Origin of the sequence: Pseudidiomarina gelatinasegens (genome assembly GCF_004025325.1) — a bacterium.
Taxonomy (GTDB): domain Bacteria; phylum Pseudomonadota; class Gammaproteobacteria; order Enterobacterales; family Alteromonadaceae; genus Pseudidiomarina; species Pseudidiomarina gelatinasegens.
This window is the reverse complement of record NZ_RSFE01000003.1, coordinates 287,508-312,122: the sequence shown is the minus strand read 5'-3', so window position 1 is coordinate 312,122 and position 24,615 is coordinate 287,508. Positions and strand designations below refer to the sequence as shown.

Here is a 24,615-nt window from a genome sequence, read left to right as displayed (position 1 = left end):
TGTGCTCCCGTTTGCTGCGGTTGACAGTAGATAGCTGTCATAGAATAATTCTTGTGAAAACGACAAGTTTACTTAAAATTCGCAGCATTTCCAGTAAAAAGCAATGTTAAGAGTGGGTCTCAGTGCGTATATTTCGCTATTTAATACGTGAAACATTTAAGTCTCAGATCGCCGTATTAACGGTGCTCATGACCATTTTCGTGAGCCAGAAGTTCGTTCGGGTTCTAGCGGACGCTTCTGCGGGCGAAATACCTAGTAACATTGTAATTCAGTTACTTGGGTTAAATCTTCCTGCATTAGCTGCACTTATTCTCCCTTTGAGTCTATTCCTCGGTATTTTGCTGGCTCATGGTCGTATATATGCGGATAACGAAATGACGGTATTGCATGCCTGCGGTGTCAGTGAGTGGTATGTAACCCGCGTTACGTTGGTATTGTCTTTGGTTCTTGCCGTGGGCACTGCTGCGCTAACTTTGTATTTGGTGCCATGGTCGCTTGAACAAGAACGCGTGGTTGAGGAAAAAGCACGCAGCGAAACTGGGTTGAGTGTGATCATGCCTGGACGTTTCCAGCAAGCGAGTAACCAAAAAGCTGTTATTTATGTGCAAGGCTTGAACGATAACGGCGATCTTGATGAAGTATTTGTGGCCCAGTCGCTACGTGACGAAGATAACAAAGTTATTGGCGGCAGCGTAGTCATGGCCGACCGAGGTAGCGTTATCGCTGCTGAAACTGGGGCGCAAACCTTAGTACTTTCCAATGGCATGCGTTATGCCCAAAGCTTTGTTGAAGGTGAATTTCAAATCATGCAATTTGATGACTATCAATTGCAGATTAAAGAACAAGAAGGCTCTGAGTACATTCGTAAACTTGAAGCCTACAGCACGCTCGAGTTGATGAACGAGACCAACCCTGAAGCGCAGGCTGAGTTGCAATGGCGTATCGCAATCCCGCTGGCGATGCCATTACTTACCCTTATTGCCGTACCGTTAAGCCGGGTGAATCCGCGGCAAGGTAAATTTGGGCGAATGGCGCCTGCTTTGCTCATTTATTTAGGATATTTCTTAATTCTAATGGCCGCGCGCTCAGCCGTTGCTGACGGGGCGATTAACCCCACCATAGGCCTATGGTGGATACACGTTTTACTATTGGTATGTGGCATTCTATTAATTGGAAAGGGGCGCCCGTGGGGGTTGAGAATAATGGCTAAACTGAAGAGGTCAAACTGATGTTTTCCATTCTTGATCGCTACATCGCGCGCTCTGTATTGGTCACCTCGCTATTGAGCTTGGCGGTTTTAAGTGGGCTCTCGAGTCTGATCCGTTTTGTCGAACAACTAAAGTCGGTCGGCAAGGGGACATATTCGGTTGCGGATGCGGGACTTTTCGTACTGTACAGCTTACCTCGCGACATTGAGGTTTTCTTTCCGATGGCGGCATTACTCGGCGGCTTGATTGGCATGGGCATGCTAGCTAGTAATTCAGAGCTGGTGGTGATGTTGGCCGCTGGCCGTTCGCGTTTAAATATCGTTGCGTCGGTTATGAAAGCGGCGGTTATCATGATGCTAGCTGTTATGGCTATGGGCGAATGGGTTGCGCCGGAATTAGAATCGCATGGGCGTGAACTTCGTGCCCGCGCTATTTCGGGAGGCAGCTTAATATCTGCCCAACAAGGTATTTGGGCCCGCGATGGGCTGAGCTTTGTGAATATTGGTGAAGTTGAAAATACCGGTCGTTTACGTGACGTAACGATTTACAACTTTGATGATCAAAATGAACTTGAGTCGATAACGCAGGGTGAATCAGCATCGTTTACGGCAGGCAAATGGCGCCTGTCGAAGGTTACTCAGACCGAGTACACCATCGATCGTATTATCCAGAACACGCAAGATTCATTTATGTGGGAATCATCATTAACCCCTGACAAGTTGGGGGTTGTGACAGTTAAACCTGAATCTTTGTCAATTCGCGGGTTGGTTGATTATTTGGAATACTTGAAGACAAATAAGCAAGCTGCAGAACGTTATGAACTGGCTTTATGGCGCAAATTGCTCGCCCCAGTGACTGTGGCGGTGATGCTGTTGGTTGCGCTGTCATTTATTTTCGGGCCGTTACGCTCAACGACTATGGGCGCTCGTATATTGCTTGGTGTGATTACCGGCTTCGGCTTCCATGTCAGTAATGAAATATTTGGCCCGATGGCACAAGTTTATCAATTGCCGCCAGTGTTTGGCGCGCTGTTGCCTAGCTTGCTGTTTGCTGGCTGGGCACTCTGGATGATGGGGCGCCGGGGCAGTTAACGGCGCCGTGTTAAATACGTAGATGGTTGTTACAGCTCTTTCCAATAATACAGTTGGTTAGCTTCTTTTGATAAGGTCACCAACTCGGTATTTGCTGCATAATCATGCCATGCACGCCGGTTTTTAAAATCGACGAGCACCCACAAGTTACCCAGCCCAAAGGCACACGTAAGCACACGTATCACGGCTTGTTTTTTGGTAAGTCGTGAACCGTCGCGCTGCTGAACTTTTAAACGCCATGCTCGCATGCCGACGGTTTGCCCGCTGCGCCACCAAAACCAGCAGAAGAATGCCGCCAAAATACTCAATAGATAAATACCAAACAACGGCGTTTGGTTGAGCCAATCAGCTGCACTGAAATCTTCCGAAAGTTGTATCACATCCATGTGGTTCAGCACCGCGGGTAGGATAAGAGCAAGGCCTGTGGCCAACATTAAAATGGCAACAGCAACCAATAAATCGTAAACCATGGCAGCTAAGCGGCGAAGAAAGCTGGCGCTGGGGAAGCTTGCGTGAATCTGCGCGGTTGAGCGTGGTGGCGTATCGTCGAGTGCAGTTGGTTCAGTCATGATTATCTCAAATTAAAATTAACTGGCGGTATCTTAACTAAAAATGTGTGTGGAGCATAAATTTTTGCAGTTGGTTGGTTAGGAAATAGTCGAATGGTGAATTGTTCACGAAAATATCTTGATCGACTTCAACTGTTCAGTATAATGCGCACCATACTTCAGCTAGCCAAGCTAGCGCAAAGTCCCCAGTGCCTGGGTGGCGAAATTGGTAGACGCAGCGGATTCAAAATCCGCCGTTGGAAACAACGTGTCGGTTCGAGTCCGACCCTAGGCACCACTTCTTTGAATATCCCCCGTGTTTGATTTAACCAATATTGTTTTTGTCTGTTATGCTTAGGGTATTCTTGTCAATGCAACATGGCGTTGACCCATTATCGAGGAATTATGACCCAAAAAGACAACAACTCAGCTGCAGACGCACCTGAATACGAAGTCGAGATCCCGTCGCGCGAGCAATTGCTTGACGCTGTTGAAGCACGCTTAAAGCCGATCAGCTTCGAAGAACTAGTTGAAAAATTTAATCTTACTGATGAGCGTCAGCACATCGGTATGAAACGTCGATTGCGCGCAATGGAGCGTGATGGCCAACTTATCTATACCAAAGCCAACGCCTATGGGCTACCAGAACGGATGAGCTTAATTAAAGGCCGCATTATCGGTCACCGTGATGGCTTTGGTTTTTGCCGCCCTGATGAAGGTGGCAGTGACCTGTTTATCCCGCATCACCAAATGTATAACGTACTGCATGGCGATAAAGTACTGGTTCAGCAACAGGGCACCGACAGTAAAGGCCGTATTGAAGGCCGTGTAGTGCGTGTGATTGAGCCACGCCAAGGTGATATTGTCGGGCGCTATTTTGTTGAGCATAACATTGCAACAGTGGTGCCAGATGATAGCCGAATATGCCAGGATATTCTCATTCCAGAAGAGCAGTCTGCCGGCGCGCGCCATGGACAAATTGTGGTTGTCGAAGTAACCAAACGACCGTCGCGACGCAGCAGCCCTATCGGTACAGTGACCAAGGTGCTCGGTGAGCATATGGCTCCTGGTATGGAAATCGAAATTGCTATTCGTGAGCATGATATTCCGAACCAATGGTCGCCAGCTGTAGAGAAAGAACTTGCGCGTTTTGGGGAAACCGTGCCACCGGAAGCCTACGAAGGGCGCACCGATCTTCGCGAGTTACCGCTAATCACCATCGATGGTGACGATTCTCGAGACTTTGATGATGCAGTTTGCGCCCAGCCGCAAGGTGATGGTTGGCGCCTATGGGTCGCCATTGCTGACGTAAGTTATTATGTGCGCCCCAATACAGCGCTGGATAAAGATGCGCTGGAACGCGGTAATTCCGTCTATTTTCCAAACTTCGTGGTACCGATGTTGCCAGAGAAGCTGTCGAATGGTCTGTGTTCGTTGAATCCGGATGTCGATAGGTTGTGTATGGTTGCTGAGATGGATATCAGTGCTAAGGGCAAGCTTACGCACTCGAAGTTTTACCCTGCTGTCATGAAGTCTCATGCGAGGCTGACGTATACCAAGGTTGCCGCTATTTTGGAGGGCGACCCGAAGTTACGCAAAGATTACGATCATGTCATGGGGAATATTGAGCATCTGCACGGCTTGTTCAAAATACTCAAAAAGGCGCGTCAACAACGTGCTGCAATAGAGTTTGAAACGCTGGAAACGCGTTTTATATTTAATGCTCAGCGAAAAATTGAATCCATTGAACCGGTACGCCGCAACGTGGCCCATACCATCATTGAAGAATGTATGATTATGGCGAACGTTTCGACCGCACGTTTAATTGAAGCACACGAACAGGCTGGTGCTCTATTTCGTATCCACGAGCCACCGGCAGCCGAGCGCCTTAGCGCATTCCGAAGCTTCTTAGGTGAACTTGGTATTACCATGACCGGTGGCGATGATCCAAGCCCGCACGACTATTCAGAAGTTCTGAAGCAAGTGGCGGAGCGGCCTGACGCTGAATTGATTCAAACCATGTTGCTGCGTTCCATGCAACAAGCGGTATACAGCCCGGACAATGCTGGGCATTTTGGTTTAGCGCTTGATGAATACGCGCATTTCACCTCACCAATTCGGCGTTATCCAGATTTGGTTTTGCATCGTGCGATTAAAGCATTGTTGAAAAAGCAACAGGGGCCTTCACCGGCACTTGAAGGTGCATGGATGTATCCAGACGAGCAACTCGATGAGTTGGGTGCGCATTGCTCGATGACTGAGCGGCGTGCCGATGATGCGACGCGGCAAGTGGATGAATGGCTCAAATGCGAATATATGCGCGACCATGTCGGCTCTGAGTTCACCGGCGTTATTGCGGCAGTAACCAATTTTGGTTTATTTGTTCGCATTGACAACATGCAAATTGATGGTCTGGTTCACATCAGCAATCTGGATAACGATTACTATCAGTTTGACGGCGCGCGTCAGTTACTTATCGGCGAGAATAGTCGACGTGTTTATCGCTTGGGCGATAAAGTACGTATCCGTGTGAAGTCGGTTAACCTTGATGAGCGGAAAATTGACTTAGAGTTGCTTTCGGCAGAAAGCCCAACAGGAAAAGACCGGATGCCGGCGAGCAAACGAGATAAAGAGAAACCGGTAAAAGAACCGAGCAAGAAGCACAAGAAAAATGTGACGAAAGCTCGGATCAAATCCAAGCGAAAAGCCAAAGAGGCTGCGCGAAAAGGCCGAAAACCAAAAGCAAAAAACAATTCATAAATTATGTATCGTGAGCCGTTAAAAAATGAGTAAAAAAGTTACAATTTTTGGAATGCACTCAGTGCGTTCATTGTTAGAACAGCATCCTGAACGCTTGGTTGAAGTTTTCGCCACCCGCGAGCGGCAAGATAAATCACTACAAGAATTAGTGAGTTTAACCCAACGCCTAGGTATTCGGGTGCAATTTGTGCCCAAGGCAACGTTGGATAAAAAGGCCGAAGGTGGCAATCACCAAGGGATAGCAATTACTGCATTGGAAGCGCCACAGCTGAATGAAAACGACCTTGATGGGTTAATTGATAAGTTTGGCAACAAAGCTTTATTTTTGGTGTTAGATGGCGTTACCGACCCGCATAACCTTGGTGCATGTATGCGCACAGCCGATGCAGCTGGCGTTACCGCAGTAATAGTACCTAAAGACAAATCTGCATCGATTAATCCAACCGTACGTAAAGTTGCAAGCGGAGCGGTTGAGGCAATCCCATTTGTGCAAGTGACCAACCTGGCTCGTACTCTGCGTCAGTTGCAAGACAAGCAGGTATGGGTTGTGGGTACAGCTGGCGAAGCGAGTAAAACCTTGTACGAAGTTGATTACACCGGGCCCGTAGCAATTGTTATGGGTGCAGAAGGTGATGGCATGCGTCGCCTCACCCGAGAAACTTGTGATGAGCTCATCAAGATTCCATTGCTCGGTACTGTGAGTAGCTTGAACGTTTCGGTTGCGACTGGTGTGTGTTTGTACGAAGTGGTGAGACAACGCCATGGCGTTTAAACGCAGTTGGTTGCCGCTGTTTATAGCGGCGTTGGTGGTGGTCATGTTGGCTTTGGCTTGGCTGCCTATGGGTGATTTAACACCAGAGCAACGCTCGAATAAACCTTTTCTGTATGTCAGTTATGAAATTCAAGGCGATGTGAATGTGCAGCACCTTGAAGATGTTGCCTTTGATGTGCAACAGCGGATTGAGCAGCGCCATGAATGGCGCCTGGTCGATCAGCCTGAACCTCGCGCTTGGGAGTTAACCGTGACGGTTAATTCAGCGCAGTTATTAGTGTTAGCCGGGAACTTAGAGGCACCATCTTCCAGCGAGCTGAGCCAATCGGTGCAGCGGTTCAAAGTGCAAGGGCCAACTGATAGTTATGCAGCGTTGCCAGAGCAATTTGTGAAAATACTCATTCAACTTGTTGAAAATGGCCACAACGCGCAATCAGACTTGTGATTGTGCGCAATATCGGCTACACTCCCGCGGCTTAAATCAGTCTGAAGTATTAAATTTCAATTAAAAAGCGTTCCTTGCTGCTGAGGGTGCGACTGAGCCAGTTAGTAGCTATGAACCATAAGGAGCAGAAATGCGTCATTATGAAATCGTATTCATGGTCCATCCAGACCAGAGCGAGCAAGTCCCTGGTATGATCGAGCGTTACAGCGAGACCATCAAACAGGGTAACGGTACCATTCATCGTCTAGAAGACTGGGGCCGTCGTCAGTTGGCATACCCAATCAACAAGTTGCACAAAGCACACTATGTGTTGATGAACATCGAAGCGACATCAGAAGTTGTTGATGAGCTGGAAACAGCTTTCCGCTACAACGACGCAGTATTACGCAACATGATCATGCGCAAAAAAGAAGCTGAAACTGAAGCTTCTCATATGAGCAAGAAAGAAGAACCGCGTAAATCTGATAGCCGTAACGAAGAGCAAGACGACAACGAAGCGGCGTAAGCCAAACCGTTGAGTCTACCATTGTGGAGCCTGTGCAAAATAACTATCAACTGAGCGGCGAAATTATTAAACCGCCACAGTTAACGCACAGCCCGGCTGGCATTAGCCATTTGAGATTTGTACTGGAACATCAGTCGGAACAAATCGAAGCCGGACTCCCTCGCCGCAGTTATGTTCGCATTACCGTGGTTATGAGTGGCGATTTAGCGCCACAATGGGCAAAAGAATTAAACGTTGGAAATGCAGTACAGGTCACCGGTTTTTTGAATCGCATTGAGGATAGAAACGGGATTGGCAAATTGGTACTACATGCCCAGCAACTTGTGAAGATTTGAGGAGACCATCATGGCTCGTTTTTTCCGTCGCCGTAAATTCTGCCGCTTTAAGGCTGAAGGCGTTAAAGAAATTGATTATAAAGATATCGCTACTCTGAAAAACTATATTACTGAGAGTGGCAAAATCGTTCCTAGCCGCATCACTGGAACTTCTGCGAAGTACCAGCGTCAGTTGGCGCGTGCAATCAAACGTGCACGTTACTTATCGTTGCTGCCTTATACTGATTCACATCAGTAAGCCGCATCGCGAACGATCTCAGAGACTCAGAGGTAGCGTACAATGGAAATCATTCTATTAGACAAAATTGCCAACTTAGGTAGCTTGGGTGACCAAGTTTCAGTTAAGTCTGGTTATGCACGTAACTTTTTGTTCCCACAAGGTAAAGCAGTTCCTGCTACCGAAGCGAACATTAAAGTATTTGAAGGCCGTCGTGCTGAACTTGAAGCAAAACTTGCTGAAGAGTTAGCCGCTGCGCAAGCACGTGCAGAGAAAATCAATGCACTTGAGCCTGTTGTAATCAGCTCTAAAGCTGGTGACGAAGGTAAATTGTTTGGTTCAATCGGTACTCGCGACATCGCTGATGCAGTAACTGCAGCTGGCGCTGAAGTGGTTAAAGCCGAAGTATTGATGCCAAACGGCACCTTGCGTGAAGTTGGCGAATACGACATCGAGTTGCACTTGCACTCAGACGTATTTGCTACTGTTAAATTGCAAGTTGTTGCTGCTGACTAAACAATCAGTCAAAGCAAAAAAATAGAAAAGCTGTCCATTTGGGCAGCTTTTTTTTTGTTTTTTTTTGAAGCGATATAAACCTTTGGGTAAAGGTGGGCGACTAACCTTATGACTGAAGGTATTAATGAATGCATCTGACCGACTAAAAGGAACTACTGTGACAGCTCAGGTGGTAACACATACACATTTCGATGATCCCGATAAGGCGCTGGTAAAGCGCGCTGCTGAGGGCGATTTGATTGCATTTAGACAGCTCTATGATCGGCATCATCGGCGGGTGTATGGACTGGTGATGCGCTTGGCTGGGAATTTGGATACCGCAAACGATTTAACTCAGGAAGTTTTTATTCAGGTTTGGAAGTATTTGGCTAATTTTCGTGGTGACAGCAAATTTAGTACTTGGCTGCACACCGTCGCAACTCGGGTTGCGATATCCGAGCTGAGACAGCAATCTCGCAGATCGAATCATTTACAGTTTGTCGGTGACGATCAGCATGAGATTGAGCAAGGGCTAACGCATGAAGACAGCGCAGATTTAGCGGAGTTAGATCGGCTAATCCAAAGGCTGCCACCGCAAACGCGCTGGGCCTTTGTTTTGCACTGTATTGAAGGGATGCGGCATGAAGATGTGGCAAGTGAGTTAGGCATTGCAGTTGGTACCAGTAAAGCACAAGTGCATAGGGCACGTACGTTGTTGGAGGAGTGGTTGAGCCATGACAGTATCTAAGAGTTCATCATCTAAGCTCGATGAGCTAATTTCTGACGTTGCAGACAAGCATGCAGAGATTACCCCCAATAAAGATTTGTGGCGCGGTATTGAGGCGAGTATTAGCCGTTCACAAGTTAAGGTGCCGATAGGGCGCAACCGTTGGTTGGGTTGGCTATCTGCAACCGCAGCAACCGTGCTGGTTATGACTGGCGTAATGTTGAGTGCTATGCACCAGAACAATACCCCCATCCCCAACCATCAGGGTATCGACTTGTTAACCATGCTAACGGAACAACACCAGCAGCAACGCCAAGTGTTGTTAACAAGCTTTAATAATGCCGGATATCAGCAGTCTGTAAACGAACTAGAGAACGAATTGCAGCAATTGCGTGACGCTGCAACCAAAATTACGGCGCAGTTACGGTTAGAGCCGGACAACGCAGAATTATGGCAATTTTTGCAATGGATTCATCAACAGGAGTTGGATCTATTGCGCACGATGTATCAACAACCGCGCACCATGCAACGGGCGTAATAGGAGTTAGAAATGAAACGATTAATGTTCTGGGTTATGAGTGGCGTTGTACTGACGCTATCAGCAAATGTTCACGCCGAACGAAAAACTGTCGACGAGGAAATGACGATTCCGAGTAACGCGCGCGTGGTTGTCGAAACGATGCGTGGCGATGTCATGATTAAGGGCACGAATCAGAACGTTGCTCATGTAAAAGGCAAGCTGGATGAACATGCCGAGCGTTTTATATTCGAACTTAATGGCGATACTTTAACGATTAAAGTGGAAATGCCTAAGCGTGGACGTTACAACGATAATGATGGCAATGAACTCACTATTTCGCTGCCTTCATCTGCTCGTGTTGAGGCGAAAGGGGTGTCCGTCGATTTTTCGGCATCACAATTTACTGCGCAAAGCATGTTGAAAACCGTCAGTGGCGACATTAAAGCGAATGCATTAACCGGTGGTGTGAAGCTTGAGTCGGTTAGTGGTGATATTAGTGCACGAAACTTAGCCGGTGAAATTGCGTTAAGCAGCGTCAGTGGTGACGTTAGCGATAGCGATAGTGATAGCCGACGGGCGACTTATGCCAGTGTAAGCGGTGACGTTAGAGTTAGCACGAATGCTGCTGTGGTGCGCGCAGAGTCAGTATCTGGTGATGTGGAATTAGCATTGCAAACGGTTGAATCCTTGCAGGTGAATAGTGTTAGTGGCGACGTAACCATGAAGCTAACAGCCGGCCCGGAAGCACGAATTAATGTCGAGAGTGTGAGTGGGGATGTTGATGCGAAGTTTAATGGTAGCATCAATGCCGATATTACCATTGAGACAAGTGCCGGCGGTTCAATTCACAATAAGCTCAGTAATGCAAAACCACAGAAGTCGCCATTTGGAATTGGTGAACAGCTGGAGCTTGAGCTGGGTGAGCGGAGTGGTTCAATGCGGTTTGGCACCGTGAGTGGCAATGTCACGCTATCTAACTGATATGATTAATAAATACCTGTAATCAGTAAGCGAGTCAGCAAAAAATAAAAGCTGATTCGCTTCCTTCGTTCTGCATCATTTTGTATAGTCTCGCATGACAATCTAATTAAGGTTACTGAGATATCCATGGCAGAGAAGCGCAACGATAAGCAAACACGGAAAGATGCGAAGCTTGATGCGATAAAAACACCCCCGCACTCAATTGAAGCTGAACAGTCAGTGCTCGGCGGGCTCATGCTTGATAACCAAGCTTGGGACACCATCGCTGGCGAGTTAATTTCCGATGATTTCTATCACCGTGGCCATCGGTTAATTTACCGCGCCATGCATCATCTGTCCGAACGTAACCAACCGATTGACTTAGTCACTGTATCTGAAGTTCTCGAAACATCGGCTGAATTGCAAGATGTTGGCGGTTTTGCATACCTTGGCGAAATTGCCAAGAACACACCCAGTGCAGCCAATATTCGCGCCTATGCGCAGATTGTTCGTGAGCGCGCTGTATTACGAGAAATGATTGCCGTCGCCAATGAAATTGCGGAGTCAGGTTTTGATACCCAAAACCGTACCTCCAGCGAACTCCTGGATTTGGCAGAAAGTAAGGTGTTTCAAATCGCTGAAAAGCGTACCAATGAAAACGAAGGGCCTCAGCCCATTTCGCCGATACTGCAAAAAACTATCGACCGCATCGACTTCTTAAGCCGCAATAAAAATCACAACGGTATAACGGGCGCATCAACAGGGTTCTATGATCTCGATCAGATGACCGCTGGTTTGCAGCCTTCAGATTTAATTATTGTTGCAGCGCGCCCATCAATGGGTAAAACCACCTTCGCAATGAACTTGTGTGAAAACATAGCCATGCGTGCCGATAAACCGGTGCTGGTTTTTAGTTTAGAGATGCCATCTGAACAAATCATGATGCGTATGCTGGCGTCACTCAGCCATGTTGATCAGACGCGAATTCGAACCGGCCGCTTGGAAGAAGACGAGTGGTCTCGTATTGCGTCAACCATTAATATTTTAAAAGATAAAAGCAATATCTTTATCGACGATTCCTCAGGCCTTACCCCAACAGAAGTTCGTTCACGTGCCCGACGGGTATACCGTGAAAGTGGTGGCCTCTCGATGATTATGGTCGATTACTTGCAGTTGATGACGGTACCGGGAATATCCGAGAACCGTACCTTAGAAATTGCCGAAATTTCTCGCTCATTGAAATCCTTGGCGAAGGAACTCGAAGTACCGGTGGTGGCACTATCACAGTTGAACCGAAGCTTGGAGCAACGTACGAATAAGCGACCAGTGAACTCAGATTTGCGGGAATCAGGATCAATCGAGCAGGATGCCGACGTCATTATGTTTATCTATCGCGACGAAGTTTATCACCCGGAAAGCGAAGAGCGTGGCGTTGCTGAGGTTATTATTGGAAAGCAGCGTAACGGCCCAATTGGTAGTGTAAAACTCAAATTCCAGGGGCATTACTCGCGATTTGATAATCTTGCCAAGATGGATATGCCTGACGGGCCTGGTTATTAAGGCCCGTTCTTTTTCTACATACAGGCTTTACAAAGGCCATGTGCTTCGATGGATTGTGAAGCCACTTTAAAGCCTTGACCTTCCGCTTGCTTACGCAACGCGTCATAGACGCCGTCCGATTGAATTTCTTGCACCGAGCCGCATTGCTCACAAATCAGCATTTGTACGGGATGTTGGTGGTCAAAATGGGTGCATAGTACGTAACTATTGGACGATGTGATTTTGTGGACGAAACCCTGCTCTTGCAAAAAGTCCAAAGCACGATAAATTGTCGGTGGCTTCGCGTTCGGAACAGCAGCTTTCAGCTTGTCCAACAAATCATAAGCACCGATAGCTCCGGCTTGACCGGCTAATATTTCAAACACTTCGCGACGCGCTGGCGTTAAGCGTGCACCGCGTTGTTCGCAAAGTTTTTCAGCCTTATTAATCAGGCGTTGGGTTTCTTGTGTGTTCATACAGCGCAGTTTACCATCGGAATCATAAGGCGCAAAGCTCCATCTATTGGCTTATTAAAGGAAACAACAATGAAAATTATAAAAAAACTGGGATTGTTGGTTTGTCTGTATGTGTTCAGTATTGTGGCAATTGCCGCAGACGGCGCTTCAATTGACGCGTTACAGCAACAATTTAAACGGGGCGAATTAACCAGTGTTGCACTGGTTGAGCGTTATTTAACCCAGATTGAGAAACACAATACTGACGGTGCCAATCTACGCGCGGTTATCTCACTACAACAACGCGAAAAATTACTGGACGTTGCTGCAAAGCTTGACGCCGAACGCCAAGCAGGTAAATACCGTGGGCCAATGCACGGGATACCCGTATTGCTGAAAGACAACATTGATACAGCTGATGGGCTAGCGAATACTGCAGGTTCCTATCTACTGCGCGATCATATGCCGCCTGATGATGCTTTTATTGTGCAGCAGTTGCGCGATGCTGGCGCGATTATTCTTGGTAAAGCCAACCTAAGCGAATGGGCAAATTTTCGTTCAACCAATTCTTCTTCGGGCTGGAGTAGCTTGGGTGGTTTAGTAAAGAACCCTTATGACACGACACGCACAGCCTGTGGTTCAAGTTCAGGATCTGCTGTTGCAGTAAGCGCTAACTTTGTAACCGTGGCAGTAGGTACCGAAACCGATGGTAGCTTGGTTTGCCCATCAGCGATTAGCGGTGTGGTTACGATTAAGCCAACGGTGGGTTTGCTGAGTCGTGACGGCATTATTCCTATTTCACACAGCCAAGATACCGCTGGACCAATTGCTCGCAGTGTTGCAGATGCGGTGCACCTGTTGATGGCGATGCGCGGCGTCGATGAGAGCGATTCAGCGAGCTTTGCCTCAGACATTGATTATAAGCAAAGCTTACGTCGTGACGGCCTTGCAGGTAAGCGCATTGGTGTAATGCGCGATTTAGCGGGATACAACACTCAGCTGGACCAAGTGTTCAATGCACAACTGGACGTATTGAAGGCCGCAGGTGCAATTATCGTTGACGACTTGGAGTTCCCGAATGGACGCAATTGGGGGGGCGATGAGTACTCGGTATTGCTGTATGAATTTGGCGAAGGGCTGCGCACTTACTTTGCCCAAAGTCCACACCCTGAGTTCAGCACTCTTGAAGATTTGATTGCTGCGAACAAGGCGGCATCGAGTGTCACCATGAAGTGGTTCGGTCAGGAACTGTTTGAAATGGCGCTGGCGCGCCAAAGCGATCGTGAAGGCTATGAAAAAGCGCTTACGGATGCGCGTCGTAAAGCGCGGGAGGAGGGCATCGATGCCGTGCTGTCAGCGAACGACCTTGATGTACTGATTGCCCCTACAGTTTCCCCAGCATGGAAAATCGACTTTATTAACGGCGATCATTTCACGGGTTCTGCGAGCAGTGCTGCTGCGGTTGCTGGCTACCCACACATCACAGTGCCGATGGGCTTTGTGCACCACATGCCAGTAGGATTGAGCTTTTTTGGCACCGCAAATAGCGAAGCAACCTTGATTGAAGCCGCATACGGTTATGAAGTAAGAACGCAAGCGCGTCGTGCACCGGTGTTGGCTAGCCCTTACTAAGCAAGAGTGGTAGAATCGCGCGCCGTTTTATATTTGAACTGATGAACTAACGTTAAATTGAGAACCGATGACTATAAACTACGCTGACAAATTGATATCGATTGCGCCCATGCTCGATTGGACGGACCGTCACTGTCGGTATTTTCATCGGTTATTAACTCATAAATCAGTGCTTTACACTGAAATGGTCACTACCGGCGCGATTATTCACGGCAAGATGGACTTCTTGCAATTCAACGCTGCGGAGCAACCCGTGGTGTTGCAGCTTGGTGGCAGTGATCCTGCAGCAATGGCCGATTGCACCGTGCGGGCCGCAGATCGTGGCTACCGAGAAGTGAACATTAATGTTGGCTGCCCTTCGGATCGTGTTCAGAATGGCAGCTTTGGTGCTTGCCTAATGGCGCAACCTGAAACGGTCGCTGCTTGTGTGAAAGCTATGAAGGCCGCGTCGCCTAACACTGTGGTGTCAGTGAAAACGCGATTAGGAATAGACGAACACGATAGCGACGAATATCTGCAAGCATTCCTTGAGCCGGTGATTGATGCCGGCTGCGAGCATTTTACCTTGCACGCGCGCAATGCTTGGTTGAAAGGGTTAAGCCCGAAACAAAACCGAGATATTCCGCCGCTGCGTTATGATCGCGTGTATCGTATGAAGCAACGGTACCCGGAGCTACACATTTCAATTAATGGTGGTATTAAGACAGTCGACGAAATTAAGCATCATTTGGAGTACGTAGATGGTGTCATGATCGGGCGAGAAGCTTATCAAAACCCATTGCTACTAACCCAATTTGACGGTTTGTTCGGTGAACAACATGAATTGAACATCGAACATGTTTTAGAAGAAATGATTAGCTACACCGATGCCCATGTATTAACTGGGGGGCGTCCTTGGCACGTACTGCGCCATATGATTGGGCTTTTTCAAGGCGGGCCTGGTGCCAAAAAGTGGCGTCAAGTATTAAGCCAGCAAGGGCCAACAGCAGTGGATGCGCGTAGCGTCATAGAGGCTGCATATGGTGAAGTTATTCAAGCACGTTTACATTTTGCCGAAAAAGTAGCCGATTTCGCTAACGAGGCTGATGTTAGTTAACATTCCTTGTGTTCCCCACCATACCAAAGAGCCGTACACATGTACGGCTTTTTCATTTCTAACGCACTGAAAATATGTGGTTAATCCTAGATCCATAATAAAATTTAGAAGTTGGCACAACCTTTGCATTATTCCTGTCGACTAAATAAATAGTCACTTTATTTACAGGAGATAACCCATGAAAACCACTATCGCAACAGTCATTTTATTATCTAGCGTATTTGCAGGTTCTGCCTTTGCTAACGAATCACAACCGCGCGACGTGCTTGAGTCTTCTTTGCAACGTAGCATTCAGCAGGAAGTTGAAGTAACTCGCAGCCAAGTTAAAGCAGAAAATCAATTAGAGCTGGTGCAATACTTTGCTGAATTCAAATTTGCATTAAATCCAAGCCGTGTTGCCTCAACCGTGGCAGAAGCCGCAGCTGATTACCTAGCTGGCAACGAGGAATAACCGATGTGGATGCAATCTAGCTTGTTGGTTGTGATGATGGCCGCCCCTGTATTGGGTACAGTGGTTGCAGGTGCGGTCGTTATCGTTTCCACTGCGGTGAGCGTCGACAAATCCAAGTGAATGCGTAGTAAACATGTGGTAGGCTGAACTTCACTTTTAACTATTATAAAGAGGAAGTTGCAGCGTGAATAAGCCGCTTGTTTTGGGGTTGGTCGGCGCCCTAAGCCTGACAACTGCAGCCGCAGCTCAGCAGTACACCGCGAGTGAGCGTGCGCATGAAATTGCACAAAAAAACCTGATCATTGATACCCATATCGATGTGCCATATCGTCTGAATAAAGACTGGGAAGACGTAACGCGCGCGACAGCGCGTGGTGATTTTGATTACCCACGTGCAAAACAGGGCGGATTGAACGTCCCATTCATGTCGATTTATATTCCTGCTCAATTAGAACAAACCAAAGGTGCTAGCTATCAATTGGCGCATCAGCTTATAGATAGTATGGAAGCACTTGCCTGGCGCGCGCCGCACAAATTTGCGATGGCTTATAGCGTTGACCAAGCAATGCAACAACAAGAACGCGGTGTAATTTCTATCGCACTTGGCATGGAAAATGGTTCACCGATTGAAGGCGACATGAATAATTTATACGAATTCTACAATCGTGGTATTCGTTATATTACATTGGCGCATAGCCAGTCGAACCATATCTCAGATTCATCTTATGATATTCGACGTCAATGGAATGGCTTGAGCCCATTCGGTAAAGAGCTGGTCAAAGAAATGAATAAAGTTGGTGTGATGGTTGATATTTCACACGTATCGGACGAAGCGTTTTGGCAGGCCGTGGAAATATCAGAAGTGCCGGTTATTGCATCGCACTCATCGCTGCGCACCTACACTCCTGGATTTGAACGCAACATGAGTGACGAGATGATCAAGGGCCTCGCCAAAAATGGCGGTGTTATTATGATCAACTTCGGTTCATCGTTTGTGACGCAACAGGCGAATCGTTACGGTGACATTGTACGCAAGCAAATTGCGGCTATTAATGAACAGTTTGGTGAAGGTTCTGATGAGGCTGAAAAGCGTATTGCAGAAGTTCGCGCGAAAAACCCGTTCCCATATGCCACACTTGAAGAAGTTCTTGACCACATTGACCACGTGAAAAACTTAGTGGGTATCGATTATATCGGTATTGGTTCTGACTACGACGGCGTAGGCGACTCATTACCGGTTGGCTTAAAAGATGTAACAACCTACCCAAATCTGGTGCAAGGCCTGCTGGACCGTGGTTACAGCGAAGCTGACATCGAGAAAATCTTATATAAAAACTTTGTTCGTGTATGGCGCGAAGCCGAAGACTACGCAGCGAAACACTAAGAACTAAAAAATAAGAGCGTTATTGGTTATTGGTTATTCGTTATTCGTTATTCGTATGTTCGCTTCGCTCACTGTTCGTGCGTGCTTCGCACTATTCGAAACACAAACTACCGAAGAGCGAAGCGGACGAACAGCGAAGCGCACGAAACACGAATAACGAATCACGAACATCGATGTTGCTTTTTCCCTTTAAAAGCGTATAATTCGCGGCCACAGTGTTGATCCCCATTAAGGATTTCAACACTGGTAGTTGGTTGCCACAGCAGTCCCGATAGGGGATTGAATGGATTTTTCGTTGAAAATGCCACGCCCGGTATGCTGCCAGGGTGTCGGTTTTTTTCTGTGCTCTTTTTTAAATGCTCTTTATTAATTGAGGCTTTGATTTTTATGGCTAATCAAAGAATTCGGATTCGCTTGAAAGCGTTCGATCATCGTCTGATTGACCAGTCGACTGCAGAAATCGTTGAGACTGCAAAACGCACTGGTGCTCAGGTACGTGGCCCAATCCCACTGCCAACGCGCAAAGAACGTTTCACTGTGTTGATTTCACCACACGTGAACAAAGATGCGCGTGACCAGTACGAAATCCGTACCCACAAGCGTTTGATCGACATCATGGACCCAACTGACAAGACTGTAGACGCGCTAATGCGTTTGGATCTTGCGGCGGGCGTTGATGTTCAGATCAGCCTGGGTTAAGCGGACAGTAATAGGATTACACACGAGAGGTTTTAACAATGGCTATTGGTCTAGTCGGTCGTAAAGTAGGAATGACTCGCGTCTTCCAAGAAGACGGCGCTTCTGTACCTGTTACTGTGATCGAAGTGACAGCAAACCGTGTGACTCAGGTGAAAACTGAGGAAACTGACGGTTACCGCGCGCTTCAAGTGACTGCAGGTACAAAAAAAGCAAACCGCGTTACTAAACCACTTGCTGGTCACTTCGCGAAAGCGGGTGTCGAAGCAGGTCGCGGTCTCTGGGAATTCCGCCTAGAGAACGGTGAAGGTGATGATTATGCAGTGGGTTCAGAAATCACTGTAGAAATTTTTGCGGACACCAAAAAAGTAGACGTTACCGGTACCTCTAAAGGTAAAGGTTTCCAAGGTGCTGTTAAGCGCTGGAATTTCCGTACTCAAGACGCTACCCATGGTAACTCGTTGTCGCATCGTGCGCCGGGTTCTATCGGTCAGAACCAGTCTCCGGGTCGGGTATTCAAGGGCAAAAAGATGGCAGGTCAGATGGGTAACAAGCAAATTACCGTACAAACGCTTGACGTAGTACGCGTAGACGCAGAGCGTGGCTTGTTGCTGATTCGTGGTGCTGTCCCTGGTGCTATTGGCGGCGATGTAATCGTTAAGCCAGCAGTCAAGGCAAAGGCGTAACGTCTGAGGAGAATGGTGATGGAATTAACATTAAAAGACGCAAAAGGCGCTCTTGAAGTTTCCGAAGCTACCTTTGGACGTGAGTTCAACGAAGCTCTGATTCATCAGGTAGTCGTTGCTTATGCTGCAGGCGCTCGTCAGGGCACCAAGGCACAAAAGACGCGTTCTGAAGTATCTGGCGGTGGCAAAAAGCCATGGCGTCAGAAGGGTACTGGCCGTGCTCGCGCAGGTACTATCCGCAGCCCAATTTGGCGCTCTGGTGGTACGACGTTTGCAGCGAAACCACGCAGCCACGACCAAAAAGTAAATAAGAAAATGTACCGCGGTGCAATGAAAAGCATCTTGTCTGAACTTGTTCGTCAAGATCGTTTAATCGTGGTAGAGAAATTTGGTGTTGATTCACCAAAAACTAAAGCATTAGCAGCTCAGCTGAAGTCAATGGATTTGAACGACGTTCTTATCGTGACTAAAGAAGTGGAAGAGAATTTGTTCTTAGCCGCACGCAACTTGCATAAAGTTGATGTTCGCGATGTTCAAGGTCTTGACCCAGTAAGCCTGATTGCTTTTGAAAAAGTTTTGATGACTGCTGACGCAGTGAAGCAAATCGAGGAGGTATTATCATGATGCGCGAAGAACGTTTGCTGACTGTAATTCTTGCTCCTCACGTTTCTGAAAAGTCTACTACGACTGCAGAAACAGCTAACACTGTCGTGTTCAAAGTAGCGAAAGACGCAACTAAACCTCAAATCAAAGCAGCGGTAGAAAAGTTGTTTGAAGTTGAAGTTGAAGGCGTTCGCACTGTGAACGTAAAAGGCAAAACCAAACGTACCGGCGCTCGCTTCGGTAAGCGCAGCGACTGGAAAAAAGCGTATGTCACACTGAAAGAAGGTGCGGACATCGACTTCGTCGGCGGCGCTGAGTAACAGGAGGAATTCACATGGCATTAGTTAAGTGTAAGCCTACGTCTCCAGGTCGTCGCCACGTCGTTAAAGTGGTTAACGAAGACCTGTACAAAGGTAAGCCTTACGCCCCATTGTTGGATAAAAACAACAAAAAAGGTGGTCGTAATAACAATGGTCGCATTACAGTTCGTCATATTGGCGGTGGTCACAAGCATCACTACCGTATGGTCGACTTTAAACGCGATAAAGACGGTATCCCAGCGAAAGTTGAGCGTTTGGAATATGATCCAAACCGTTCAGCGAACATCGCTTTGATTCTGTATGCAGATGGCGAACGTCGCTACATTCTTGCTCCAAAAGGCATGAAGGCTGGTGATAAAGTAGCTTCTGGTTCAGATGCACCGATCAAAAGCGGTAACACACTGCCACTGCGTAACATTCCAGTGGGTTCAGTAATACACGCTATCGAAATGAAGCCTGGTAAAGGTGCTCAGCTGGCTCGTTCAGCTGGTGCGTCAGTACAGCTTCTAGCTCGTGACGGCGCGTACGTTACTGTACGTCTGCGTTCTGGCGAAATGCGCCGAATTCAGTCGGACTGCCGTGCAACCATCGGCGAAGTAGGCAACGCAGAACACATGCTGCGTCAATTGGGTAAAGCTGGTGCAACGCGCTGGCGTGGTGTTCGTCCTACCGTTCGCGGTGTGGCAATGAACCCAGTTGATCACCCACACGGTGGTGGTGAAGGTCGTACTTCAGGTGGTCGTCATCCGGTTACCCCATGGGGTACTCCGACTAAGGGTTATAAGACCCGTAAGAACAAGCGTACAGATAAGTTCATCGTACGTCGTCGCAACAAATAAGAGTTGAGGATCTAACATGCCACGTTCTCTTAAAAAAGGTCCATTTATAGACCTTCACCTACTTAACAAGGTGGAGAAAGCGTTGGAAGCCGGGGACAAAAAGCCAATTAAAACTTGGTCCCGTCGTTCAATGATTATCCCTGATATGATCGGCCTAACAATCGCTGTTCATAACGGTCGCCAGCACGTACCAGTTTTCGTTTCTGACGAAATGATTGGTCACAAGCTTGGCGAATTCGCACCAACACGCACTTATCGTGGCCACGCCGCTGATAAGAAAGCGAAGAAACGCTAAGGGAGACATGAGATGGAAGCTATTGCTATTCACAAGTTTGCCAAGCTTTCTGCGCAAAAAGGGCGTTTGGTAGCGGATCAGATTCGCGGTTTACCAGTAGCGAAAGCGCTGGACGTTTTGAACTACAGCCCTAAAGATGCAGCATTGCTGCTGAAAAAGGTGTTGGAGTCAGCGATTGCGAATGCTGAACACAACGAAGGTGCCGACATCGACGAGTTAAAAGTTGCTAAAATCATGGTAGACGAAGGTCCAACCATGAAACGCATCAAGCCTCGTGCGAAAGGTCGTGCTGATCGTATCTTAAAGCGTACCAGCCACATTACTGTGGTTGTATCAGATAGCTAGGAGATAAAATTATGGGTCAGAAAGTACATCCTAATGGTATTCGCCTAGGTATCACCAAACCATGGAATTCAACCTGGTTCGCGAATACGAAAGATTTTGCTGATAACCTGCACAGTGATCATTTGGTTCGTAAGATGTTGAACGAAAAATTGGCCAGCGCGTCAGTTTCTCGTATCGTCATCGAGCGTCCTGCCAAGAGCATCCGCGTGACTATCCACACAGCCCGTCCAGGCGTTGTGATTGGTAAGAAAGGCGAAGACGTTGAGAAATTGCGTCAAGCAGTTTCAAAACTGACTGGTGTTCCTGCGCAAATCAACATCTCAGAAGTGCGCAAGCCTGAGCTTGACTCACAACTGGTTGCTGAAAATATCGCTGGCCAGCTAGTGCGCCGTGTAATGTTCCGTCGTGCTATGAAGCGCGCGGTTCAGAACGCAATGCGTCTTGGCGCCAAAGGTATCAAAGTAGAAGTTAGCGGCCGTTTAGGCGGCGCGGAAATCGCACGTACCGAATGGTACCGCGAAGGTCGAGTTCCATTGCACACATTGCGTGCAGACATCGATTATTCAACCGCTGAAGCTAACACCACTTACGGTATCATTGGTATCAAAGTATGGATCTTCAAAGGCGAAGTTCTTGGCGGTATGCCTGTTGCTGAGGAAAAACCAGCAGCTCCAGCAAAACGCCCTAAAGGCCGTAAGTAAGGAGATACGATATGTTACAACCAAAGCGTACTAAATTCCGTAAGGTACACAAGGGCCGTAACCGCGGCCTGGCGCAAGCAGGTAACAAAGTCAGCTTCGGTACTTTCGGTTTAAAATCGGTTGAGCGTGGTCGTATGACAGCTCGCCAAATCGAAGCGGCTCGTCGTGCCATGACGCGTCACGTGAAACGTCAAGGTAAGATCTGGATCCGCGTGTTCCCTGATAAGCCAATTACTCAAAAGCCTCTTGAAGTGCGTATGGGTAAAGGTAAAGGTAGCGTGGAATACTGGGTAGCTCAAATTCAGCCAGGTCGTGTCCTGTATGAAATGGACGGTGTTTCGGAAGAGTTGGCGCGTGAAGCGTTTGACCTTGCGGCACGTAAGCTGCCATTCAAAACCACCTTTGTAACTCGGACGGTGATGTAATGAAAGCTAGCGAACTGAAAGAAAAAACCGTTGAGCAGCTGCAAGAAGAATTGCTGGGTTTGCGTCGTGAGCAGTTCAATCTGCGCATGCAAGCAGCAACTGGTCAGCTGAATCAAACCCACATGTTGAAGCAAGTGCGTCGTGATATTGCACGTGTGAAGACTATTCTGACTGAGAAGGCAGGTGCGTAATGGCTGAAGAAAAACGTGTTCGTACTCTGCAAGGTCGTGTAACCAGCGATAAGATGGACAAGTCCATTACTGTTGCGGTAACTCGCCGTGTTAAACACCCGGTATATGGTAAGTACATTACCCGTACCACGAAATTGCACGCACACGACGAAAACAATGAGTGTAAAACTGGCGATACCGTGATTGTTCGCGAAACGCGTCCAGTATCCAAGACTAAGACTTGGGCACTTGTTGAAATTGTAGAGCGCGCATTAGTAATCTAATCGATTACCAATAAACGTGTAATATAAACGGCTTCCTTCGGGAGGCCGTTTTTTTTTGCTGGCAGGAAAAAACTTTAAAGTATGGTTATACTGGGTAGAAGTTTTTCAATTCAGCCAAGGAGATACGATGACCGACATCCGAGAGCCGGCCCGTTTAAATCCCCCAGTATTCTTCAGTGCAGCAGGTCTTATTGTTGCAATTCTATTGTTCGCTGCAATTGCTCCAGAAACAGCAGATTCTTGGTTTCAGACTATTCAGTCAGCCATAATTGAGAACGGCAGTTGGTTTTACGTACTTGCGGTCGCAATAATTCTCCTTAGTGTCTTGTATCTCGGTTTTTCCCGTATGGGTACAATTAAGCTTGGTCCTGACCATTCTGAGCCTGATTATTCAAATTTATCTTGGTTTTCTATGCTGTTTTCCGCGGGCATGGGAATTGGGTTGATGTTCTTCGGTGTTGCTGAGCCAGTTATGCATTTTTTGGCGCCTCCAGTTGGAGACCCAGGCTCGGTTGAGGCAGCTCGGGAAGCGATGAAAATAACCTTCTTTCACTGGGGACTTCATGCGTGGGCAATTTATGCAATTGTGGCGCTAATTCTCGCTTTTTTTGCCTACCGTCATGGGTTGCCATTAACCCTGCGTTCAGCACTTTATCCCATGATCGGCGACCGAATTTACGGGCCTATCGGTCATGTTGTGGATGTTTTTGCGGTTATAGGAACAGTATTTGGAGTGGCCACGTCGCTTGGCTATGGTGTTACCCAAATCAATGCCGGTATTAATTACCTATTCGATGTACCTGTATCAGACACGGTTCAGGTCTTACTCATTGTTGGCGTCACTTTGCTGGCAGTTATCTCGGTAACAACCGGGCTGGATAAAGGTATCCGCCGCTTGTCAGAGCTGAACATGATACTCGCAATTGTACTGCTTGTTATCGTATTAGTATTGGGGCCAACTGTGTTCTTACTGCAGGCCTTCGTGCAGAACACAGGCTCCTACGTTTCCGAGCTAGTCAATAATACGTTTAACTTGTTTGCCTACGAGAAAACCGACTGGATCGGGGGTTGGACTGTCTTCTATTGGGGCTGGTGGTTAAGTTGGGCACCATTTGTTGGCTTGTTTATTGCACGCGTTTCACGCGGCCGCACCATTCGAGAGTTTGTGCTCGGCGTGCTACTTGTGCCTACTGGCTTCACACTTATGTGGATGACCTTTTTCGGTAATTCAGCCATCGATATGATCCTCAATAAAGGGGTAACGTCACTTGGCGAAATGGTTCAGAACGATGTGTCCATCGCGTTATTTGCGTTCCTGGAGCAATTTCCGTGGAGCGGCGCGCTTAGTGTGATCGCAACGCTTATGGTCATCGTTTTCTTTGTTACCTCGTCGGATTCGGGTTCCATGGTTGTTGATATGCTTTGTTCTAATGGTCGCGATGACACGCCCGCGTGGCAACGAATCTTCTGGGCAAGCGGTGAAGGTATCGTTGCGATTGTTCTGCTGCTCGCAGGCGGATTAGGTGCGCTGCAGACCATGACAATAGCGAGCGCGCTGCCATTTACTGTGATTCTACTTATTGCAACTTATGGTTTGATACGTGCCTTACGCGTTGATGTTCATAAAAAAGATACCTTACAAAATAACTATCTGACAGCGTCGGCATCGAGCAATAAGAATTGGCGCGAGCGATTACACAATATCATCGACTTTCCGAGTCAATCGGTTGGCCAGCGCTTTTTATTGCAGGTTGTAGAGCCTGCATTTGCAGAAGTTGCTAAGGAAATGGAGGCTAGCGGTTTAACCGTTCAACTGCAATGCGAAGATAAGAATATTAAAATATTCCGCGTTATCCATGGTGATGAAATCGACTTTATTTACCATGTTCAGTTGTCTTCTCATATTCAGCCAGCGTTTGTGTACGCGGATGCTGATGCGGACCCAACAGACGCGCCGGAAGAACAAAAATACTATCGGGCAGAGGTTCATTTACGCGAAGGTGGTCAAGACTATGACATTCTCGGTTGGTCACGCGACGCTGTGATTGGCGACATTATCGATCACTATCATAAGCACATGCACTTTTTGCATGTATTACGCTAAGGAGTTG

Annotated in this window: 31 protein-coding genes and 1 tRNA gene; 30 read left to right on the top strand and 2 right to left on the bottom strand. The window is 47.5% G+C overall.

Features of this window, described 5'->3' with window-relative positions:
- Nucleotides 1-122 precede the first annotated feature (122 nt).
- Together lptF and lptG are read left to right on the top strand one after the other, a co-directional pair.
- A complete protein-coding gene (lptF, locus tag EGC76_RS05720) occupies nucleotides 123-1,229 on the top strand; it encodes an LPS export ABC transporter permease LptF (protein ID WP_128352039.1) in 1,107 nt (368 codons plus the stop codon).
- Nucleotides 1,229-2,299, top strand: coding sequence for an LPS export ABC transporter permease LptG (gene lptG / locus EGC76_RS05715; RefSeq protein ID WP_128352038.1), 1,071 nt, complete (start codon nucleotides 1,229-1,231; stop codon nucleotides 2,297-2,299). Before lptF ends, lptG begins: the two co-directional genes overlap by 1 nt.
- A 29-nt stretch (nucleotides 2,300-2,328) precedes the next feature.
- On the opposite strand, the gene EGC76_RS05710 is transcribed toward lptG, so the two are convergent.
- Nucleotides 2,329-2,868 (bottom strand): RDD family protein, encoded by a 540-nt coding sequence (locus tag EGC76_RS05710; protein ID WP_128352037.1) that lies wholly within the window; start codon nucleotides 2,866-2,868, stop codon nucleotides 2,329-2,331.
- 190 nt (nucleotides 2,869-3,058) lie between these two features.
- Here EGC76_RS05710 and EGC76_RS05705 point away from each other — a divergent pair.
- The 12 genes from EGC76_RS05705 (at nucleotide 3,059) to dnaB (ending at nucleotide 12,143) form a co-directional block, all read left to right on the top strand.
- Nucleotides 3,059-3,145, top strand: a tRNA-Leu gene (locus tag EGC76_RS05705).
- A gap of 107 nt (nucleotides 3,146-3,252) precedes the next feature.
- Entirely contained in the window at nucleotides 3,253-5,607 is a 2,355-nt protein-coding gene (rnr, locus tag EGC76_RS05700; protein WP_128352036.1) for a ribonuclease R, read from the top strand.
- Between the two features lie 25 nt (nucleotides 5,608-5,632).
- Entirely contained in the window at nucleotides 5,633-6,379 is a 747-nt protein-coding gene (gene rlmB, locus EGC76_RS05695) for a 23S rRNA (guanosine(2251)-2'-O)-methyltransferase RlmB (RefSeq protein ID WP_128352035.1), read from the top strand.
- Nucleotides 6,369-6,824, top strand: coding sequence for a hypothetical protein (locus EGC76_RS05690; RefSeq protein ID WP_128352034.1), 456 nt, complete (start codon nucleotides 6,369-6,371; stop codon nucleotides 6,822-6,824). The genes rlmB and EGC76_RS05690 overlap by 11 nt, the downstream gene beginning before the upstream one ends.
- Before the next feature lie 130 nt (nucleotides 6,825-6,954).
- The gene (gene rpsF, locus EGC76_RS05685) at nucleotides 6,955-7,329 is read left to right on the top strand and encodes a 30S ribosomal protein S6 (protein ID WP_128352033.1); all 375 of its coding nucleotides are present in this window, start codon (nucleotides 6,955-6,957) and stop codon (nucleotides 7,327-7,329) included.
- A gap of 32 nt (nucleotides 7,330-7,361) precedes the next feature.
- A complete protein-coding gene (gene priB, locus EGC76_RS05680; protein WP_246013911.1) occupies nucleotides 7,362-7,664 on the top strand; it encodes a primosomal replication protein N in 303 nt (100 codons plus the stop codon).
- Nucleotides 7,665-7,674: 10 nt separating this feature from the next.
- On the top strand, nucleotides 7,675-7,902 hold the full coding sequence (gene rpsR / locus EGC76_RS05675; protein ID WP_006956988.1) for a 30S ribosomal protein S18: 228 nt from the start codon (nucleotides 7,675-7,677) through the stop codon (nucleotides 7,900-7,902).
- 42 nt (nucleotides 7,903-7,944) lie between these two features.
- Nucleotides 7,945-8,397, top strand: a complete 453-nt coding sequence (rplI, locus tag EGC76_RS05670; RefSeq protein ID WP_128352031.1) for a 50S ribosomal protein L9 — start codon at nucleotides 7,945-7,947, stop codon at nucleotides 8,395-8,397.
- A gap of 157 nt (nucleotides 8,398-8,554) precedes the next feature.
- On the top strand, nucleotides 8,555-9,124 hold the full coding sequence (locus tag EGC76_RS05665) for an RNA polymerase sigma factor (protein ID WP_246013910.1): 570 nt from the start codon (nucleotides 8,555-8,557) through the stop codon (nucleotides 9,122-9,124).
- Entirely contained in the window at nucleotides 9,111-9,641 is a 531-nt protein-coding gene (locus EGC76_RS05660; RefSeq protein ID WP_128352029.1) for a hypothetical protein, read from the top strand. The genes EGC76_RS05665 and EGC76_RS05660 overlap by 14 nt, the downstream gene beginning before the upstream one ends.
- 12 nt (nucleotides 9,642-9,653) lie before the next feature.
- Nucleotides 9,654-10,604 (top strand): DUF4097 family beta strand repeat-containing protein, encoded by a 951-nt coding sequence (locus EGC76_RS05655; RefSeq protein WP_128352028.1) that lies wholly within the window; start codon nucleotides 9,654-9,656, stop codon nucleotides 10,602-10,604.
- A 126-nt stretch (nucleotides 10,605-10,730) separates the two neighbouring features.
- Nucleotides 10,731-12,143, top strand: a complete 1,413-nt coding sequence (dnaB, locus tag EGC76_RS05650; RefSeq protein ID WP_128352027.1) for a replicative DNA helicase — start codon at nucleotides 10,731-10,733, stop codon at nucleotides 12,141-12,143.
- A 14-nt stretch (nucleotides 12,144-12,157) separates the two neighbouring features.
- Here the strand turns inward: dnaB and zur are convergent, their stop codons facing one another.
- Nucleotides 12,158-12,598 (bottom strand): zinc uptake transcriptional repressor Zur, encoded by a 441-nt coding sequence (gene zur / locus EGC76_RS05645; protein ID WP_128352026.1) that lies wholly within the window; start codon nucleotides 12,596-12,598, stop codon nucleotides 12,158-12,160.
- A 69-nt stretch (nucleotides 12,599-12,667) separates the two neighbouring features.
- Here zur and EGC76_RS05640 point away from each other — a divergent pair, with 69 nt between their 5' ends.
- The 16 genes from EGC76_RS05640 to EGC76_RS05565 all read left to right on the top strand — a co-directional run bounded on the left by EGC76_RS05640 (nucleotide 12,668) and on the right by EGC76_RS05565 (nucleotide 24,608).
- Nucleotides 12,668-14,209, top strand: coding sequence for an amidase (locus tag EGC76_RS05640; RefSeq protein WP_128352025.1), 1,542 nt, complete (start codon nucleotides 12,668-12,670; stop codon nucleotides 14,207-14,209).
- Nucleotides 14,210-14,276: 67 nt separating this feature from the next.
- Nucleotides 14,277-15,305 (top strand): tRNA dihydrouridine(20/20a) synthase DusA, encoded by a 1,029-nt coding sequence (gene dusA / locus EGC76_RS05635; RefSeq protein WP_128352024.1) that lies wholly within the window; start codon nucleotides 14,277-14,279, stop codon nucleotides 15,303-15,305.
- 178 nt (nucleotides 15,306-15,483) lie between these two features.
- Nucleotides 15,484-15,756: a hypothetical protein gene (locus EGC76_RS05630; RefSeq protein ID WP_128352023.1), complete on the top strand. Its 273-nt coding sequence runs from the start codon at nucleotides 15,484-15,486 to the stop codon at nucleotides 15,754-15,756.
- A 184-nt stretch (nucleotides 15,757-15,940) separates the two neighbouring features.
- A complete protein-coding gene (locus EGC76_RS05625) occupies nucleotides 15,941-17,140 on the top strand; it encodes a dipeptidase (RefSeq protein WP_128352022.1) in 1,200 nt (399 codons plus the stop codon).
- A gap of 387 nt (nucleotides 17,141-17,527) precedes the next feature.
- On the top strand, nucleotides 17,528-17,839 hold the full coding sequence (rpsJ, locus tag EGC76_RS05620; RefSeq protein ID WP_008488677.1) for a 30S ribosomal protein S10: 312 nt from the start codon (nucleotides 17,528-17,530) through the stop codon (nucleotides 17,837-17,839).
- Between the two features lie 38 nt (nucleotides 17,840-17,877).
- Nucleotides 17,878-18,522, top strand: coding sequence for a 50S ribosomal protein L3 (rplC, locus tag EGC76_RS05615; protein WP_128352021.1), 645 nt, complete (start codon nucleotides 17,878-17,880; stop codon nucleotides 18,520-18,522).
- Between the two features lie 18 nt (nucleotides 18,523-18,540).
- On the top strand, nucleotides 18,541-19,146 hold the full coding sequence (gene rplD / locus EGC76_RS05610; RefSeq protein ID WP_128352020.1) for a 50S ribosomal protein L4: 606 nt from the start codon (nucleotides 18,541-18,543) through the stop codon (nucleotides 19,144-19,146).
- Nucleotides 19,143-19,445: a 50S ribosomal protein L23 gene (rplW, locus tag EGC76_RS05605; protein WP_055438604.1), complete on the top strand. Its 303-nt coding sequence runs from the start codon at nucleotides 19,143-19,145 to the stop codon at nucleotides 19,443-19,445. The genes rplD and rplW overlap by 4 nt, the downstream gene beginning before the upstream one ends.
- 14 nt (nucleotides 19,446-19,459) lie before the next feature.
- On the top strand, nucleotides 19,460-20,284 hold the full coding sequence (rplB, locus tag EGC76_RS05600; protein ID WP_128352019.1) for a 50S ribosomal protein L2: 825 nt from the start codon (nucleotides 19,460-19,462) through the stop codon (nucleotides 20,282-20,284).
- 16 nt (nucleotides 20,285-20,300) lie between these two features.
- Nucleotides 20,301-20,579 carry a 30S ribosomal protein S19 gene (gene rpsS / locus EGC76_RS05595; protein ID WP_026860408.1) on the top strand — a complete coding sequence of 93 codons (279 nt, stop codon included), beginning with the start codon at nucleotides 20,301-20,303 and terminating at the stop codon, nucleotides 20,577-20,579.
- Nucleotides 20,580-20,591: 12 nt separating this feature from the next.
- Nucleotides 20,592-20,924: a 50S ribosomal protein L22 gene (rplV, locus tag EGC76_RS05590; RefSeq protein ID WP_128352018.1), complete on the top strand. Its 333-nt coding sequence runs from the start codon at nucleotides 20,592-20,594 to the stop codon at nucleotides 20,922-20,924.
- A gap of 11 nt (nucleotides 20,925-20,935) precedes the next feature.
- Nucleotides 20,936-21,625 (top strand): 30S ribosomal protein S3, encoded by a 690-nt coding sequence (gene rpsC / locus EGC76_RS05585; RefSeq protein ID WP_128352017.1) that lies wholly within the window; start codon nucleotides 20,936-20,938, stop codon nucleotides 21,623-21,625.
- 11 nt (nucleotides 21,626-21,636) lie between these two features.
- Nucleotides 21,637-22,050 (top strand): 50S ribosomal protein L16, encoded by a 414-nt coding sequence (gene rplP, locus EGC76_RS05580; protein WP_092854205.1) that lies wholly within the window; start codon nucleotides 21,637-21,639, stop codon nucleotides 22,048-22,050.
- A complete protein-coding gene (rpmC, locus tag EGC76_RS05575; RefSeq protein WP_128352016.1) occupies nucleotides 22,050-22,241 on the top strand; it encodes a 50S ribosomal protein L29 in 192 nt (63 codons plus the stop codon). Before rplP ends, rpmC begins: the two co-directional genes overlap by 1 nt.
- Complete coding sequence (gene rpsQ, locus EGC76_RS05570) at nucleotides 22,241-22,504, top strand: 30S ribosomal protein S17 (protein WP_128352015.1); 264 nt, start codon at nucleotides 22,241-22,243, stop codon at nucleotides 22,502-22,504. The genes rpmC and rpsQ overlap by 1 nt, the downstream gene beginning before the upstream one ends.
- Nucleotides 22,505-22,631: 127 nt before the next feature.
- Complete coding sequence (locus EGC76_RS05565) at nucleotides 22,632-24,608, top strand: BCCT family transporter (RefSeq protein WP_128352014.1); 1,977 nt, start codon at nucleotides 22,632-22,634, stop codon at nucleotides 24,606-24,608.
- Nucleotides 24,609-24,615: the final 7 nt, after the last annotated feature.

Excerpts from the sequence above, each read along its gene's own strand:
- lptG (WP_128352038.1), top strand. The coding sequence starts at position 1,229 with ATGTTTTCCATTCTTGATCGCTACATCGCGCGCTCTGTATTGGTCACC.
- EGC76_RS05710 (WP_128352037.1), bottom strand. The coding sequence starts at position 2,868 with ATGACTGAACCAACTGCACTCGACGATACGCCACCACGCTCAACCGCG.
- rnr (WP_128352036.1), top strand. The coding sequence starts at position 3,253 with ATGACCCAAAAAGACAACAACTCAGCTGCAGACGCACCTGAATACGAA.
- rlmB (WP_128352035.1), top strand. The coding sequence starts at position 5,633 with ATGAGTAAAAAAGTTACAATTTTTGGAATGCACTCAGTGCGTTCATTG.
- EGC76_RS05690 (WP_128352034.1), top strand. The coding sequence starts at position 6,369 with ATGGCGTTTAAACGCAGTTGGTTGCCGCTGTTTATAGCGGCGTTGGTG.
- rpsF (WP_128352033.1), top strand. The coding sequence starts at position 6,955 with ATGCGTCATTATGAAATCGTATTCATGGTCCATCCAGACCAGAGCGAG.
- rpsR (WP_006956988.1), top strand. The coding sequence starts at position 7,675 with ATGGCTCGTTTTTTCCGTCGCCGTAAATTCTGCCGCTTTAAGGCTGAA.
- rplI (WP_128352031.1), top strand. The coding sequence starts at position 7,945 with ATGGAAATCATTCTATTAGACAAAATTGCCAACTTAGGTAGCTTGGGT.
- EGC76_RS05660 (WP_128352029.1), top strand. The coding sequence starts at position 9,111 with ATGACAGTATCTAAGAGTTCATCATCTAAGCTCGATGAGCTAATTTCT.
- EGC76_RS05655 (WP_128352028.1), top strand. The coding sequence starts at position 9,654 with ATGAAACGATTAATGTTCTGGGTTATGAGTGGCGTTGTACTGACGCTA.
- dnaB (WP_128352027.1), top strand. The coding sequence starts at position 10,731 with ATGGCAGAGAAGCGCAACGATAAGCAAACACGGAAAGATGCGAAGCTT.
- zur (WP_128352026.1), bottom strand. The coding sequence starts at position 12,598 with ATGAACACACAAGAAACCCAACGCCTGATTAATAAGGCTGAAAAACTT.
- EGC76_RS05640 (WP_128352025.1), top strand. The coding sequence starts at position 12,668 with ATGAAAATTATAAAAAAACTGGGATTGTTGGTTTGTCTGTATGTGTTC.
- dusA (WP_128352024.1), top strand. The coding sequence starts at position 14,277 with ATGACTATAAACTACGCTGACAAATTGATATCGATTGCGCCCATGCTC.
- EGC76_RS05630 (WP_128352023.1), top strand. The coding sequence starts at position 15,484 with ATGAAAACCACTATCGCAACAGTCATTTTATTATCTAGCGTATTTGCA.
- rpsJ (WP_008488677.1), top strand. The coding sequence starts at position 17,528 with ATGGCTAATCAAAGAATTCGGATTCGCTTGAAAGCGTTCGATCATCGT.
- rplC (WP_128352021.1), top strand. The coding sequence starts at position 17,878 with ATGGCTATTGGTCTAGTCGGTCGTAAAGTAGGAATGACTCGCGTCTTC.
- rplD (WP_128352020.1), top strand. The coding sequence starts at position 18,541 with ATGGAATTAACATTAAAAGACGCAAAAGGCGCTCTTGAAGTTTCCGAA.
- rplW (WP_055438604.1), top strand. The coding sequence starts at position 19,143 with ATGATGCGCGAAGAACGTTTGCTGACTGTAATTCTTGCTCCTCACGTT.
- rplB (WP_128352019.1), top strand. The coding sequence starts at position 19,460 with ATGGCATTAGTTAAGTGTAAGCCTACGTCTCCAGGTCGTCGCCACGTC.
- rpsS (WP_026860408.1), top strand. The coding sequence starts at position 20,301 with ATGCCACGTTCTCTTAAAAAAGGTCCATTTATAGACCTTCACCTACTT.
- rplV (WP_128352018.1), top strand. The coding sequence starts at position 20,592 with ATGGAAGCTATTGCTATTCACAAGTTTGCCAAGCTTTCTGCGCAAAAA.
- rpsC (WP_128352017.1), top strand. The coding sequence starts at position 20,936 with ATGGGTCAGAAAGTACATCCTAATGGTATTCGCCTAGGTATCACCAAA.
- rplP (WP_092854205.1), top strand. The coding sequence starts at position 21,637 with ATGTTACAACCAAAGCGTACTAAATTCCGTAAGGTACACAAGGGCCGT.
- rpmC (WP_128352016.1), top strand. The coding sequence starts at position 22,050 with ATGAAAGCTAGCGAACTGAAAGAAAAAACCGTTGAGCAGCTGCAAGAA.
- rpsQ (WP_128352015.1), top strand. The coding sequence starts at position 22,241 with ATGGCTGAAGAAAAACGTGTTCGTACTCTGCAAGGTCGTGTAACCAGC.
- EGC76_RS05565 (WP_128352014.1), top strand. The coding sequence starts at position 22,632 with ATGACCGACATCCGAGAGCCGGCCCGTTTAAATCCCCCAGTATTCTTC.